This is a genomic window from Nostoc sp. LEGE 12447, assembly GCF_015206985.1.
Taxonomy (GTDB): Bacteria; Cyanobacteriota; Cyanobacteriia; order Cyanobacteriales; family Nostocaceae; genus Nostoc.
On the sequence record NZ_JADEXT010000016.1, the window covers coordinates 121,624 to 136,681 of the forward strand.

Here is a 15,058-nt window from a genome sequence, read left to right on the forward strand (position 1 = left end):
CAGATCGAAGAGATAAATTAGAGTGACTTTCAGTTCCTAAAAATCAGTTGTTCATACTAAACAACACTTTTGCGGCGGCGAGACATCACCATTACAGCACCTACTGCACCCAAACCAAGTAATGCAGCCGGTTCGGGAACAGAAGTGGTAAAGGTAGAACCAGAAAAAGTCAAATTAGCCAATGAACCACCAGTAGTATCGAGAATTGCATTTGCCTGAGCAACAGTAGTATCATTTCTTTGGAAAGATAAGCTTCCTGCTCCTTTAGTTATCTCACCAGTAGCACTGGTAAAGTATCCCCACAAATCAACTGCTATAGTAATATTTGCACCAGTCTGAGTTATTTTGTAATCAGAAGATGTCAACGTAAATATATTACTGCCATCCGCTAGAGAAGTTGTATTTTCCCCATTCAGAACTATACCAGGAAGGGTAAGATTACCAAGGTCTAGAAATGGGTTTTGTACAGTATCGCTTGCGAATGAAATGATATCACGTATACTTGCTGAATTGAAACCTAAGAAACTTCCTGTCTGAGCGGCAATAGCAACTGGGGTACTCTTTACGCCATTGGAATCTGCGATAATGCTATCTGGAGTAAAGGTTAGTGAATCTTTTTTCAATGTTACTAAACTGCTAGCAAATGGATTCTGAGTTAGACCACCGTTAAAACTGAACTCACCTGTAAGTGCAGCAGCTTGAGCAGAACCAGCAGAGGTAAATAACCCAGCAATAGCTAAAGGAAGTGCAGCAGTAGCAGCCAGAGTAGCGTTTAGTAATTTAGATTTTAAACTAATCATGATCTTTTGAGAATCCTAATAATAACTTTGACGGGAAAAATTGATTGTTTTACTTGTACTATCAGTAATTTATTTAAAATACTGTCAGTGAAAGCGGCACTTGTGTGACGTATTTCTTATTTTCATAAAATCACATAGATTCTGGGTATGCAAGATTTACTTAGTGGTCTTCATTACATCTTTAACTGCTGAGTAGTCTTCATAAAATTTTTATTTCTGGTATATCTATCCTTCGTATATCTATCATTTAATAGGGTTGAAGCCGATCTATTTAACTTACGTATACTGGAGATAGTTTGTGCTTTTTATTATTGCAAATTACTCAACTATTTTTTAGATAAATAGAGTAAGCAATATATTTTTATTCAGCCATTGGATACTTACCAAGATTTTTGAAGGGTGTCAATTTACCTTTTACCCAAACTATAAGAGGGATGAAGAATGTTTATCCGAGAAGTGTTGAAATAAAAAATATTTATCCAAGGCACAATACACTAAGTAGCGGTTTCTCCTGTCCATAGATGAAATGGGAGAAACCGCTCTCTTGGTGTAAGGTAGAAAATTTTAGTCAGCTAATTGAATGTCTGTAATAAATAGACTGACTACTAGCTATTACTGCTATAGCCGTTTTCAATCTGGTGAGGTACAAGTATGCAAATAGACTTAACCCCCTTCCCGTAGCGAAGCGGGAGAGAGGTCAAAATTGTAGCTCACGCTTGTCAATAACCGCTATATTCTCAAATGTTGAAATGCTAAGAACCAAATACCTGTGGCCAAGTTGTCACAACGAAAACTACAACTGCTGCGATCGCTAACAATCCTTGAATCAAATTTCCCACCAAAGAGCCGACTACAATTCCTATACCTGCTTTAACCGCCAACCCAAATTCACGTCGGTAAATATACTCACCAATAATTGCCCCTAAAAGTGGGCCTAATAAAATTCCTAACAGTGGACCCCCAAAAGGTAATGTTGGCAATAATCCCAAAAATCCCACCACCAAACCGACAATTGCGCCGATTTGCCCCCATTTGCTAGCTCCAGCTTGTCTTGCTCCCACATAGCTAGCTAAAAAATCAACTCCGACACTGAGCAGTAAAACTATAATTGTCACAATTAGAGGAATCTTAATAGCCGCGAAGGAACTACTAACGATACCCCAGACGATAATTGCAATTAAAATTAAGCTGCTACCGGGTATGGCTGGAACTACAGCACCGATGATACCCACAACCATTACGGCAATTAATAGCCAATAAATAATTTGCATAGATAAATTTCTAAATTTCCGAGCGGCCCTACTTTATATTGTATCTGGGCAAAATGCTGATAAATGCTGAGATTTCACCGACAGCAAATATGATTTTCTAGTTCAATCTGCTAAAATCTCTCTGCGATCGCTCTTGGCTTGTCTTAATAATTGTGGGTTGTAGGAACATACCCATGCCGTTCGTACTGACTCACTGAACTTTCCCAACACTCCAAAATAAAGCTCAAAACAAATGACGAGAAAAATATTAACTGGACTGAGTTCAGAAGCCTACGAACATCCTTTTGATCGCAAAGCCTTGGCTTCTTTGCAAAATATGCCTGGTGTTTCCTTGCTACTCAAGAAAGTTAACGAATACGGCATTGATCGCTTGCTCAGACTGCAAAGCCTTGGTAGTGAAATCAGAATTTCGCCCCGTAATTTTCCCCAATTACATCAAGCATTTGTAGAAACCTGTGAAATTCTTGATGTTGCTCCCCTTCCTGAACTGTATCTGTTTCAAGGCACAGGTCACATTGAAACCTACATTGTTGGCGTGGAAAAACCCCTTGTTGGTATCAATTTAGATGCAATGGAGTGGCTTGGCCCGGATGAGTTACTTTACGTTTTCGGACACGAAATTGCTCGCATCAAGAGTCAGCACATGGTTTATCACCAAATGGCAATTGTGATGCCAACTTTGAAAAATTTGTTAAGCAGTACAACGCTGGGTGTGGGTGGTTTAATAGCTGGTGGTATGGAATTGGGTTTATATAATTGGCGGATGATGGCTAGGTTCACTGCTGATCGGGCGGCTTTGCTTGCTTGTCAGGATATCGATGTAGCAACTACTACACTGATGAAACTCGCAGGTTTGCCAGATGAGTACTTAACTACTGCTGTAATGGAAGATTTTCTTGTCCAAGCCCGTGAGTTTGCATTCAATAACTTTGAGAGTGTGGATAAAGTCACTAAAATATTAAGCTATACAGAGTCTGGGCTTTCTTGGGTAGTTATGCGGGCTGGCGAATTATTAAGATGGGTTGATTCTGGAGCTTATGATAATTTAATTCAACAGACAAATTTAGATACACCACAAGAATCAGAAGCAAAAGAAGAAAAGACACCAGAAGAAAAGGAAGGGTGGAATTTTTTGACTTCTTGGTGAACGAATTTTAGATTTTAGATTGTCTGATAGCGTAGCCTTAGCCTATGTACCCCCAATACGGTTCGGATAAGCATTTTTCACTTTCCTTGTGGTCTGGGTAAAGGGTAAAGGGTAAGGGGTAAGGGGTAAAGGGTAAAAATTTATTCAAAACCTTTTCCCTTTCCCCTTTCCCCTTTCCCCTTTCCCCTTTCCCCTTTAACCGAACCGTATTGCATGTACCCCTACGGGGAAGTAAGCTACGCCCAGCCTCTCGTAGAGAGCCTCTTTTAAATGAAATTTTTCTATCGAAAATGTACTTGTGGCGCTCAATAGTGTGGGTTCATATCATACATACTTAAACCACTTATCATTTAGGCTAACGCGAGGACGTGGAGACGCGGGGAGATTTTAATGATACGTGATTAACAGATTTGATATGAATCTAAAATCCAAAATTAACTGACTTCTAAACTAGGGAATAATCTAAGTACTAAGAGTAACGGCTAATTTATCAGCAATTCCGGCAATCCAATTTTCATCTTGTTTGGTATAACTGCGAGGAGCATTCGCTCCCAAAATTAATGCACCTTGGTTGCCAATAGGTTGACAAATTACACCTTGAGTATTCTCTGGTAAATAATCAAATTCAAGCCTACCTGGATATATTTTTAGAGCAACTAGATAAATCGGCTTTTGTTTTTCGAGTACCTGTTTTAAGATTACTCCTGGTACAACTTCAGATTTAGTACCCAAAATCCCACGACGCAACAAAACCTTACCTTGGTAATAAACCACAAGCGATCGCGTTACCGTATTAGTCAACAATAAATGAGATGCCCAGGCTAGCTCTGTTTTCACGGCTTCGGGTAAATCTGCTGCCAGTACAAAACCTTCTTCTCCAATTAGTTCTACAATATCAGGCGATCGCGGCTGAACTTGCTGCCAAATTAAACCCGTCAAAATTAACACCGCACTCAAAATCACGCCCACCACATCACCACGCGATTGAGACTGGGTTAATTCCTCTGTCAACAAACGGTTAATCAGCAAAAGTACAGCGCCTAGCCCACCCACGACAATGGGTAGACGCCGCAAAACTCGATTAGGATCAGGTTTATTCATTGGAATTGAGAATTGGGAATTGGGCATTGGACAATAATTAATAGTTCTTCTTCCCCTGCTCCCCTTCCCCCTGCTCCCCTACCTCATCTCCTCACTCCTCCCCTGGTTCAATAATTCGCTGGAAAAGATAACCAGTACCTCTGGCTGTGAGTATCAATTCTGGGTTACTAGGATCATCTTCTAACTTTGCCCGCAAACGTGATATATGCACATCTACTACGCGGGTATCTACATGACGTTCTGGTGTATAACCCCATACTTCCTGCAAAATTTCCGAACGAGAAAAAGCTTCTCCAGAGCGACTGACTAACAACTCTAACAAGCTGAACTCCATACCCGTCAATCGAATGCGCTCATCGCCTTTGTAGACTTGTCGCTTATTCGTATCGATTTTAATATTAGCGACATGGATTACCCCAGAACTGGGAATTCCAGAAGCACCGTTTTTATCTACTCGCCGCAGCACCGAGCGAATCCGGGCTTCTAGCTCTTTGGGGGAAAATGGTTTAACTACATAGTCATCAGCACCTAATTCTAGCCCGGTGATGCGATCGGCTACATCACCCAAGGCTGTTAGCATAATAATGGGGACATCTGATTCTTTTCGTAATTCTTGACATACACCATAGCCGTCTAGCTTTGGCATCATTACATCTAAAACTACCAGATCGGGCTCAGTTTTGCGAAAAGTTTCCAAAGCTTCTTCCCCGTCACCAGCCGTCACTACATCGTAGCCAATCATGGAAAGGCGCGTTTCCAAAATCCGGCGAATGCTGGCTTCGTCGTCTACCACCAAGATTTTTTCTTTATGGCTTTCCAAGTTTCTCTAGGCTCCTTGACTAAAAATTTACATGATTAATTTTTAATACCATAATATTAAGATATCATTCCATGAATTGATTTGGAAAAAGCTCTAAATGCCACTATCATTAGTTTCTAGTTTTTTTCAAGAATTAAGTAAATATTAAGATTATTTAATAAGATTTAAGAATGGCAAAGCCAAAAACCTTTTTCACTTGTAACGAATGTGGAGCAGAATCGCCCCAGTGGTTTGGTAAGTGTCCAGCTTGCGGCACTTACAACTCTCTAGAAGAACAAATTTCGATTCAATCCTCAGTAGATGTACCCAGTCGGGGGGGGGTGAGTAGTTGGCAATCAGCTCAAGGCAATGGCAAATCTCACAATAAACCAGCTAAAGCACGGGCTTCTTTAACATTCGATCAAATTACCGATCGCCAAATCGCTCGCTGGGAGTCTGGTTATGGAGAATTAGATCGAGTGCTTGGAGGTGGGGTTGTCCCTGGCTCTATGGTGCTGATTGGTGGCGATCCGGGTATTGGTAAATCGACTTTATTGTTGCAAGTATCAAATCAACTAGCACAGAAATATCGCATCCTTTACGTAACTGGTGAAGAATCAGGGCAGCAGGTAAAATTACGAGCTTCTCGTTTAGGAGTATCAAAACCCCTAAGTGTGGTTAATGAGGAGAAGGTAACAGTAGTAGTAGATCCTACATTACCCATAGACCCTGACAGTATCGGTGCAGATTTATATGTACTGCCAGAAACAGATTTAGAAGAAATTTTACGGGAAATAGATTCTCTCAAACCAAACGTGGCGGTGATTGATAGTATCCAAACAGTGTTTTTTCCAGCGCTGACTTCTGCACCCGGTTCAGTAGCTCAGGTACGGGAGTGTACAGCAGCACTGATGAAGGTGGCGAAACACGAAGATGTCACCATGCTGATTGTGGGACATGTCACCAAAGAAGGAGCGATCGCGGGGCCAAAAGTTTTAGAACATTTAGTTGATACAGTGTTGTACTTTGAAGGCGATCGCTTTGCCTCCCATCGATTATTACGCACAGTTAAAAACCGCTTTGGTGCAACTCACGAAATCGGCATCTTTGAAATGGTGACAGATGGATTGCGAGAAGTCTCCAATCCTTCAGAGCTATTTTTAGGCAACCGTGACGATCCAGCGCCAGGTACTGCCATTGTGGTTGCTTGCGAAGGCACTCGCCCGATTGTTGTAGAATTGCAAGCTTTAGTGAGTCCCACCAGCTACCCCTCCCCTCGGCGGGCGGGAACTGGCGTAGACTACAACCGCCTAGTGCAAATTCTCGCCGTCTTAGAAAAACGGGTGGGAATTCCCATGTCCAAGTTAGATTCCTACGTTGCTTCTGCGGGTGGGTTGAATGTGGAAGAACCAGCAGTAGATTTAGGAATTGCGATCGCGATCGTTGCCAGTTTCCGCGATCGCATCGTCGATCCAGGTACAGTATTAATCGGTGAAGTTGGCCTAGGTGGACAAGTGCGATCGGTTTCCCAAATGGAACTGCGGTTAAAAGAAGCTGCTAAGTTGGGATTTAAAAGAGCGATCGTGCCAAAAGGAACAAAATTCCCCGACTTAAATATTGAAATATTACCCGTCTCTAAAGTCATAGATGCGATTATCGCTGCCATCCCGCATCAAGAATTGACAGCCGACGATTTAGAACCCGATGAAGATGAGTAGCTACTGCGTACTGGGAAATTGTTCCAAAATTTGGGAAGGGTCAAAGTAAATTCCACATTTTTACAAGTGAAAATCCAGTACCCAATCCCTTTTACAGACTAAAGGAAAACCCATCATGACAACCCTCACCCAAGACTACCAAATCACTTGGGAAAAACTACCCGATGATTACAAACTCCCAGATGATCCAGTGGACAACATCAACCAACCAGCCTTAGCTGCTGCACTCACGGAAAGCCTACAATTAGCCGGAAAAATTTCAGTTAACACCCTAACAACAACTAATTACGGCATTTGTGCCACTCTAAACAACAAAATAGTCATTAAAGCGCCTGATTGGGCTTTCATTGCCAAAATTAATGTTAGTAGAGAAGAAGTAACACGCAGTTACACACCTGAATTACAGGGAGACATTCCCGTAATTGTAATGGAATTTATTTCCGATATACAGGAAACAGAATATTCTATCAAAGCGACATATCCCCCAGGAAAATGGTTTTTCTACGAGCGCATCTTAAAAGTGCCAAACTACATCATCTTTGAGCCAGATAGCGGCAGTATCGAAATGTATCGCTTACACAACACAGAACAGTACATTTTGCAAGAGCCTGATGAAAATCAACGCTACTGGATAGCAGAAATGAATCTTTACCTTGGGGTGTGGCAAGGTACTCGTGAAAACCGCACAGGAAAGTGGTTACGCTGGTGGGATGAACAAGGAAACCTTTTGCCTTGGGGAACAGAATTAGCCCAACAGGAACGCCAACGTGCTGAACGACTAGCAGCACAATTGCGGGCGGCGGGAATTGAGCCAGAAGATTAGACTTCCTGTAAATCATTTAGGTTTGCTAGATTAGCGAAAAATTTGCTAAATCTAGCATTTTTTTATAAAGATGAAATTTTGAATAATACCAATTAAAGCCAAAAGTTGAGAGTATTTTTGTTAATTATTATTGCTAATAATACCAAAGCTAAAGCTAATTTATTCCCGTTAAAACTTGAAAATTATGCCACTAGCAAACGACCTATGATTGCTGAACAAGAAGCTGCTCGAACCAAACAAAAAGCAGAACAATTAGTAGAACGTTTACGTCAGTCAAGTGTAAACACTGATGAAGCAGATAAATTATTGTAGCCTTCAAGAGTATTATTTATTACACGCAGTATAATTTTCGGCTTTGAAGAATCACCTAATACAGAAAGCTTTGGTAGCCAGTGCCGAAGTAGCTATCAAATAACAAGACTGGCTCCCCTAAAGATTAATTTTTGAGAGCGATCGCATATTCAGCACTTGAAATACATATAATATTTTATTTGGAGAAGTCTATAGAAACTTTAGTTTTTTCTCAAAAACCATGATGTCACGCTATATCCTTACTGTTCCAAAACTCAATCCTAATTGAGTTGCTAGGAATGAGATGTGGTTCAGCTACAACTTCAAAAGGTGATAACCTGAATATTCGCAGATATTACCGCAGACACTGATTATATCCCATCTGCCAAAATACGTAAGTACAAGTAGTATCATATAGCTACCCCTGTAAAAATTGTCTATTTGGTTACACAAGACCGTTCAAAGATTGTAGAAAAGTGTATTTCCTTGTGTTGATAGTGGTGCTAACCTCAATTTTAAGGATGTTATCAGCCCTTATCTGCTAGAGTTTCTGACTTTCAGCAAACTAGATAATTTATCAACAATAAAATCGCGAGGAGTGCGATGAGATGTCACAGTCGCCTATGACAAGACCAGAAATAGCTGCTGGAACTCTAATTGATAACCGCTATATTATCCAAAAACTTCTGGGACAGGGAGGATTGGGGCGAACTTACTTGGCATTTGACACTCGGCGGTTTAATGAAGCTTGTGTCCTCAAGGAGTTTGCACCCATTGGCACAGGGGAAAGTGGGCTGGAACAATATCGCAACCTATTTAAAAGAGAAGCAAAAATCCTTCATCAATTGCAACATCCTCAAATCCCCAAGTTTTTAGCTTGCTTTGAAGGAGATGGTCGGTTATTCCTAGTACAAGAGTATGTTGACGGCAAAACATATTCTAGGCTGCTGGGAGAACTTCAACGTCAAGGAAGAAACTTTTCTGAAGACGAAGTTATCCAGTGGCTAAAAAATCTATTGCCTGTTTTGGAATATGTCCATCAGCACAACATCATCCATCGAGATATTTCTCCTGATAATATCATGTTACCTGATGGCAAGGATCTGCCAGTGCTGATTGATTTCGGTGTTGGGAAGCAAATTGCTGACATGAACGAGGGGAAAAGTTCTAACCACCAAGTAACATTTGTTGGCAAAATGTCTCTTGTAGGCAAAGTGGGGTATGCACCTCGCGAACAGATTAGCTTAGGTTTATGCTCGGCTTCTAGTGACCTTTACGCCTTGGGAGTAACAGCTATTGTACTACTCACAGGTAGAGATCCATCTTTACTAATGGATCAATACTCACTTGAATGGAACTGGCGTTATTATACTTACGTTAGTGATGAGTTCGCTCAAGTACTTGATTGTATGTTGGCAGATAGACCCAACAAGCGATACCAAACAGCCAGGGAAGTTATCAAAGATTTAGAGCGGATTGGAGAACCAGAAGTAGCGATATCTCCTCCAGTCATACTTGATGATTTGCCTGCTACAGTATTTAATCCTGAATTTCAGGCTATGTCGGCAATATCGCAATCATACAACCAACCTGGAGAAACAATTTTTAGTCCACCTAGTTTACCTGCTAATGTACAAAGTGGGCAAATTGAACAACAACAACCTTCACTCCAACCAGGATTTATTAAACATTGTCAACAAGAATTAGCCTACCACATCGGGCCAATGGCAAATCTGATTATAGAAGAAATATTAGATGAGAATCCTTACATTTCACCTGATCAATTTGTTGAACTTATAGCCAACCAAATTCCTAACTTTCAAGCAGCTTTTGAATTCAAAAAAAGCTTATTTTCATAGATATCTAGACTACTCTGGCAATCCGATTTGATTTCTGTTCGCGCAGCATGGCATAGCCATGATTATTTGCGTAGCAAGGCAATAGTCAAAAAGCCTATTTGAGCTATACTAGATTTTTTCAAAATCAAATATGAGTCCTAGATCAATTTAGAAATAAGTTACAATCATTCAACTATTTCTAATAAGTTTACCTTTGTGAAGGGATGTAAATCTTGGTTATAAAACAATACGGTTCAGTTAGCCATAAAAACCTTAACCTACGATTTCCTTAACTGAACCGTATTGGGCTATAAAACTTAATTACGTTAGTGTAGAGCTTACTCTCACAGAGAAGCCAAGGTACGCGCAGCATCTTGACGAAGAGAGAACGTCATTACTAATTATTTTAATCCCCTGTGCCCCCCTGAGTGCGTTTGATTCTTTTCATTGCCATTTCTAAACTTAACTGCATCCGTTTAAAGGCTCTAGCTAAATTACCGATTTCATCATTAGACATCTGCTCGAATTCAACTTCCATGTGTCCTGTACTAACTTCTTCCGCTATGCGAGTCATGCGTTTGAGAGGAACAACAACCTGTCGATTCAAGAACAAGTTAACTAACAGGATAGTCGCTATAAATATAGTTGATACAATTAAGATAATTAGTAAAGAAGACTGATTTGCTTTGCTGATTACATTCTTTGCCGGTACTGATATAATTTGAGCGCCGACAATCTCATTCAGCTTCCACCCAAATCCATTAGCTGTGCCATAAAGAGTAATCATACTTTGAGGAGCAGCCTCTGGTACGCTATGACACTTCAGACAGCTTTCTTCAGAAACTTTTAAAGGACGAGCAATATAAAAAATATCCCCACTAGGAATTGAGCGAAATCCACTCACTTCTTTAAGGTCTGATTTATTTCTGAACCTTTCTACAATTTCCGTCTCAAAACCGTCAGCCTTATCCCGCAGATTTGTGGGATTGAGTGTTGCTTCTTTATAAAAGAAATCACGATATTCTGTTGTTTTCCGTAAAATCTCAAATACCTCCCGTGCTGAGTATCCAGGTACGGTTTGTGGCAAAAACTCAGTAGCCAATTTATCAACTAGCTCTGGATTCACTTGGGTACTGGTGTATTTACGAACAGAACTCATTGTTTGAATGAGGATGAGACCGGTAGAGCTAATATCTTGTTTAGCATTCTCTCTAAGCAAAGAAGAAAGAGCAAATCCACTCAAGCTCAAACCGAATGTCAGAATTACCAGTAGCAGAATTGTAAACTTTTGTTTCAGATTCAGATTCTTTAGCATAATTACAGATTACCTACAAGTCAAATTATTATGAACAAATATAGCGAAAGTCATCGTTTACTCTAACATGAGCAATCAACTCTCATACTTTGATCTAAAGGCAAAGTTTCGCTAAAGCTATTAGGGTATACACAACTTTATACTATTAGTAATTATCGAGGTTAATGAAAATGTTCTCTAAGTAACTAACTTCCAAAAATCTACAACAGCAATTCAAATGGAATTCCCAAAAATTCGGGTTGGCTGTTTTGATACTGTGCCAAAATAAATACCAGCAATTGTCAAATATTACTAATGGTGTGGAATGCAGGAAAGTCTTTATTCGGGGGACGCTACATTATCGAAAGCCAACTAGGTGAAGGCGGAATTGGCATTACTTATCTTGCCAGAAATCAACGGAATCAACTGCGAGTGATTAAAACCCTTAAAGAAGAAATCCTGAACCACCCCGCCTGGATACTCCACCGAAACAAGTTACGGCAAGACTTCCGTGATGAAGCAGTTAGGCTGGCTGTGTGTCACCATCCCCATATAGTAGAAATAGAAACCATCTTCGATGATGGGAATTTGCCCTGCATGGTGATGGAATACATCGAAGGCGAAGACTTAGGACAGTACTTAAGACGGGTTGGAGTGCTATCAGAAGCTGAAGCGCTGCTCTACATCAGACAAATTGGCGACGCTTTGACACTAATCCATTCTAAAGGATTGCTGCATCGGGATCTCAAACCACGCAACATTATGATCCGCATTGATAAATCTGAAGCAGTGCTGATAGACTTTGGCATCGCTAGAGAATTTATTCCTAATGTAATTCAAAGACATACAGTGTATCGCACTCCTGGTTTTGCCCCACCTGAGCAGTATGAATCAGAAGCGCCACGAGGAGAATACATTGATATCTATGCTTTAGCTGCTACTCTGTATAATTTGCTTACCGGAGTGATACCGACAAGTGCAGATGATAGACGGCACAATATTAATTTAGAACCACCACAATATTTTAATCCCAACATTAGCAATAGGGTAAATCAAGCTATTATGTGCGGCATGGATTTGGAGTCAACCTATCGTCCCCAATCTGTGCAGGAGTGGTTGGATTTATTGGGCCCTGAAAACGAGAAAAAGATAGCACAAGCAACATCCACCTTAGTGATAACGCCCAAAGTAAAATTACCTCCACCTGTTGTATTAGACCAGCAAAACTGGCAATGCGTACAGACCCTCAGAGGTCATTCTAGTATGGTTCATGCGATCGCTATTAGTCCAGATGGACAATTGATTGCTAGTGGCAGTAATGACCATACTATTAAACTTTGGCAACTGGGTACTGGCAAGCTAGTGCGTCAAATGGGTCGTTGGTCTTCTGGTCATTCTAGTATGGTTAATTCCGTCGCCTTTAGCCCAATCTCTTCAAACTTTTCTTATCAAGGAGATTCTGGCAAATCTGGGGGAGTTACAGACCTGAACCGGGGAATCTTAGCTAGCGGTAGTTGGGATAACACCATCAAATTGTGGGATGTAAACACCGGAAAAGAAATTCGCACTCTCACTGGTCATACTAACTGGGTGAATTCTGTTGCCTTTAGTCCAGATGGCAAGTTTCTTGTTAGTGGTAGTGCTGACTGCACAATTAAACTATGGCAAGTAAACACTGGTATAGAAATTCAAACTCTCACAGGTCATTCCGACTCAGTTTCGTCAATCGCTTATTCTCCGAGAACGGCTACAACGACGAACAGCCAGGATAGACAGCTTGTGGCTAGTGGCAGCAATGACTACACCGTCAAACTGTGGCAAGTATACACAGGCAGAAACATCTACACACTTACAGGTCATTCCTTCTTCATCAACTGTATCGCCTTCAGCCACGATGCAGAAATGATTGCTAGTGGCAGTGGTGACAACACAATTAAATTGTGGCATGTAAATACAGGCAGAGAAATTCGCACTCTCAGTGGTCATTCTGATTCAGTTTGGTCAGTTGCCTTTAGCCAGGATAGGCAATTTCTCGCTAGTGGCAGTTGGGACAACACTATCAAACTGTGGCATTTACACAGTGGTAGAGAAATCAGCACACTTACAGGGCATTCTAGCTATGTTCGATGTGTCGCCTTCAGTCCTGATGGACAAACCCTAGTGAGCGGTAGTGATGACGATACTATCAAGATTTGGCGACGGGGGAAATGAAGAAGTAGGGGAACGAGAGAGCAAAATCTACCTTATCCCCCTCTACATCTTCTAGCCCTACGATAGAACTGCGATCGCCCCAAATTTGTGACAATAATCACGGCAACCGTGATTATTGAACAATAAATAATTTTATGGGCTTTGGTATTGGTGATTTATTTTGGATTTTCCTGCTTCTAACTTCTTTGCAACCCCTTTGGCAAAAACGTCAAATAGAATATCGCCGCTTGCGTGCTTTACAAGAATTCCAACAAGAACGCAAAAGTCGGGTGATTTTGTTGATTCACCGCCAAGAGTCTATTAGCTTTCTGGGAATTCCCATATCTCGCTACATTACTATCGAAGACTCAGAACAAATATTACGAGCTATTCGCCTCACACCCCCAGATGTGCCAATTGACTTAATTTTGCACACTCCTGGTGGTTTAGTTTTGGCAACAGAACAAATTGCTAGAGCATTAATTCGCCATCAGGCAAAAGTCACAGTCTTTGTCCCGCACTACGCGATGAGTGGCGGTACAATGCTTGCCCTGGCCTCTGATGAAATTATTATGGATGCTAACGCTGTTTTGGGGCCAGTTGATCCCCAATTGGGTAATTACCCCGCAGCAAGTATCCTAAAAGTAATTGAAGATAAACCCATCAGTGAGATTGACGATCAAACTTTAATTATGGCCGACCTCTCACGCAAAGCAATTCAACAGGTACAGAGGTTTGTACGAACTTTGCTTAAAGACAGTATACCCAAACAAAAAGTTCTACCAGAAAATATCGAATCGATTATTGAAGCCTTGACAACCGGGCGCGTCACCCACGATTATCCCATAACTATTGAAGAAGCAACAGAAATGGGGCTGCCCGTAACTGTCGGACTGCCCCATTCTATTTATGATCTCATGGACTTGTACCCACAGGCGCAAGGAGGGCGACCAAGTGTGCAGTACATTCCGATGCCTTACAATGACCCCCGTCCAATTCTACCTATACCCAAGGGTAGACCCTTAGAAGAACCAAATCAGATGACTTGAGGGTCTTTGGGTAGGGGTTTTTGTGGAGACTAGGGTGTAGCCGTTGGTGTAGCCGTTGGTGTAGCTGTCGGTGTAGCCGTTGGTGTAGCCGTTGGTGTAGCTGTTGGCGTAGCTGTCGGTGTAGCTGTTGGCGTAGCTGTTGGTGTAGCTGTTGGTTTAGCCGTTGGTTTAGCTGTTGGTTTAGCCGTTGGTTTAGCCGTTGGTTTAGCCGTTGGTTTAGCCGTTGGTTGACTCAAGACTGTCTTTGCTTCTTCATTCAGCTTTTGGCGGAGTGCTAAATTAGCAATTCCAGTTTCTTGCAACTGATATTTCTTTTGATACTCCTTCACCACTTCTTCCGTGCGGGAACCGTAAAAATGATCGCGCGGTAGGGGAGGATTAGGCTTAACTACTGCATTCAAATTTGTGTGCAGAATTTGAACAATGCTAGCAGCAAAATCTTGGGTTTTTGGCCCTGCTATCCCATCAACTGGTTTTAGCTTATAACCTGTCTGAAATTCACGAATTGCCTTTTTGGTTTCCTCATCTGTCAAAGGACCATTTGTTACCTTGACGTTATAGCCTAGACCTCGCAACACAGAACGGAATTGCTGGGGCGTATAGCTACGTTGAGATGCTGCGAAACCTGTGTCGGCAATTACCACACTAGCGCTTATCAGGCAAGTAACAGCAAAAGTTGCGCTTGATTTTCCAAAACCACACCACATATTTAAAACTCCTTTGGATTAAATCAGCAG

At 41.3% G+C, this 15,058-nt stretch carries 13 protein-coding genes; 7 read left to right on the plus strand and 6 right to left on the minus strand.

What is annotated here, in order from left to right:
- Positions 1-56 precede the first annotated feature (56 nt).
- Entirely contained in the window at positions 57-800 is a 744-nt protein-coding gene (locus tag IQ274_RS17890) for a PEP-CTERM sorting domain-containing protein (protein WP_194143022.1), read from the minus strand.
- 752 nt (positions 801-1,552) lie between these two features.
- Complete coding sequence (locus tag IQ274_RS17895) at positions 1,553-2,071, minus strand: DUF456 domain-containing protein (protein WP_012412032.1); 519 nt, start codon at positions 2,069-2,071, stop codon at positions 1,553-1,555.
- A gap of 232 nt (positions 2,072-2,303) precedes the next feature.
- Here IQ274_RS17895 and IQ274_RS17900 point away from each other — a divergent pair, with 232 nt between their 5' ends.
- On the plus strand, positions 2,304-3,218 hold the full coding sequence (locus IQ274_RS17900) for a M48 family metallopeptidase (protein WP_163938267.1): 915 nt from the start codon (positions 2,304-2,306) through the stop codon (positions 3,216-3,218).
- A gap of 462 nt (positions 3,219-3,680) precedes the next feature.
- On the opposite strand, the gene IQ274_RS17905 is transcribed toward IQ274_RS17900, so the two are convergent.
- Positions 3,681-4,319, minus strand: a complete 639-nt coding sequence (locus IQ274_RS17905; RefSeq protein WP_163938270.1) for a cofactor assembly of complex C subunit B — start codon at positions 4,317-4,319, stop codon at positions 3,681-3,683.
- Positions 4,320-4,410: 91 nt separating this feature from the next.
- Positions 4,411-5,139, minus strand: coding sequence for a response regulator transcription factor RpaB (gene rpaB, locus IQ274_RS17910; protein ID WP_012412029.1), 729 nt, complete (start codon positions 5,137-5,139; stop codon positions 4,411-4,413).
- A 170-nt stretch (positions 5,140-5,309) separates the two neighbouring features.
- Between rpaB and radA the strand changes: the two genes are divergently transcribed.
- The 4 genes from radA to IQ274_RS17930 all read left to right on the plus strand — a co-directional run bounded on the left by radA (position 5,310) and on the right by IQ274_RS17930 (position 9,809).
- Positions 5,310-6,836 (plus strand): DNA repair protein RadA, encoded by a 1,527-nt coding sequence (gene radA, locus IQ274_RS17915; RefSeq protein WP_163937562.1) that lies wholly within the window; start codon positions 5,310-5,312, stop codon positions 6,834-6,836.
- Positions 6,837-6,951: 115 nt separating this feature from the next.
- Positions 6,952-7,659 (plus strand): Uma2 family endonuclease, encoded by a 708-nt coding sequence (locus tag IQ274_RS17920; RefSeq protein ID WP_194143023.1) that lies wholly within the window; start codon positions 6,952-6,954, stop codon positions 7,657-7,659.
- Between the two features lie 117 nt (positions 7,660-7,776).
- A complete protein-coding gene (locus IQ274_RS17925; RefSeq protein WP_163937559.1) occupies positions 7,777-7,971 on the plus strand; it encodes a hypothetical protein in 195 nt (64 codons plus the stop codon).
- A 587-nt stretch (positions 7,972-8,558) separates the two neighbouring features.
- On the plus strand, positions 8,559-9,809 hold the full coding sequence (locus IQ274_RS17930) for a serine/threonine-protein kinase (protein WP_194143024.1): 1,251 nt from the start codon (positions 8,559-8,561) through the stop codon (positions 9,807-9,809).
- 385 nt (positions 9,810-10,194) lie between these two features.
- On the opposite strand, the gene IQ274_RS17935 is transcribed toward IQ274_RS17930, so the two are convergent.
- Positions 10,195-11,103: a Tll0287-like domain-containing protein gene (locus tag IQ274_RS17935; RefSeq protein ID WP_114081480.1), complete on the minus strand. Its 909-nt coding sequence runs from the start codon at positions 11,101-11,103 to the stop codon at positions 10,195-10,197.
- A gap of 294 nt (positions 11,104-11,397) precedes the next feature.
- Here IQ274_RS17935 and IQ274_RS17940 point away from each other — a divergent pair, with 294 nt between their 5' ends.
- Together IQ274_RS17940 and IQ274_RS17945 are read left to right on the plus strand one after the other, a co-directional pair.
- Positions 11,398-13,293: a serine/threonine-protein kinase gene (locus tag IQ274_RS17940; RefSeq protein ID WP_194143025.1), complete on the plus strand. Its 1,896-nt coding sequence runs from the start codon at positions 11,398-11,400 to the stop codon at positions 13,291-13,293.
- Between the two features lie 134 nt (positions 13,294-13,427).
- Positions 13,428-14,321, plus strand: coding sequence for an SDH family Clp fold serine proteinase (locus IQ274_RS17945; protein ID WP_163937550.1), 894 nt, complete (start codon positions 13,428-13,430; stop codon positions 14,319-14,321).
- A gap of 29 nt (positions 14,322-14,350) precedes the next feature.
- On the opposite strand, the gene IQ274_RS17950 is transcribed toward IQ274_RS17945, so the two are convergent.
- Positions 14,351-15,028, minus strand: coding sequence for a peptidoglycan-binding domain-containing protein (locus IQ274_RS17950; protein WP_194143026.1), 678 nt, complete (start codon positions 15,026-15,028; stop codon positions 14,351-14,353).
- Positions 15,029-15,058: the final 30 nt, after the last annotated feature.

What these genes read in the sequence shown, in the direction of transcription:
- IQ274_RS17890 (WP_194143022.1), bottom strand. Translation starts at nt 800, where the DNA reads ATGATTAGTTTAAAATCTAAATTACTAAACGCTACTCTGGCTGCTACT.
- IQ274_RS17895 (WP_012412032.1), bottom strand. Translation starts at nt 2,071, where the DNA reads ATGCAAATTATTTATTGGCTATTAATTGCCGTAATGGTTGTGGGTATC.
- IQ274_RS17900 (WP_163938267.1), top strand. Translation starts at nt 2,304, where the DNA reads ATGACGAGAAAAATATTAACTGGACTGAGTTCAGAAGCCTACGAACAT.
- IQ274_RS17905 (WP_163938270.1), bottom strand. Translation starts at nt 4,319, where the DNA reads ATGAATAAACCTGATCCTAATCGAGTTTTGCGGCGTCTACCCATTGTC.
- radA (WP_163937562.1), top strand. Translation starts at nt 5,310, where the DNA reads ATGGCAAAGCCAAAAACCTTTTTCACTTGTAACGAATGTGGAGCAGAA.
- IQ274_RS17920 (WP_194143023.1), top strand. Translation starts at nt 6,952, where the DNA reads ATGACAACCCTCACCCAAGACTACCAAATCACTTGGGAAAAACTACCC.
- IQ274_RS17930 (WP_194143024.1), top strand. Translation starts at nt 8,559, where the DNA reads ATGTCACAGTCGCCTATGACAAGACCAGAAATAGCTGCTGGAACTCTA.
- IQ274_RS17935 (WP_114081480.1), bottom strand. Translation starts at nt 11,103, where the DNA reads ATGCTAAAGAATCTGAATCTGAAACAAAAGTTTACAATTCTGCTACTG.
- IQ274_RS17940 (WP_194143025.1), top strand. Translation starts at nt 11,398, where the DNA reads ATGGTGTGGAATGCAGGAAAGTCTTTATTCGGGGGACGCTACATTATC.
- IQ274_RS17945 (WP_163937550.1), top strand. Translation starts at nt 13,428, where the DNA reads ATGGGCTTTGGTATTGGTGATTTATTTTGGATTTTCCTGCTTCTAACT.
- IQ274_RS17950 (WP_194143026.1), bottom strand. Translation starts at nt 15,028, where the DNA reads ATGTGGTGTGGTTTTGGAAAATCAAGCGCAACTTTTGCTGTTACTTGC.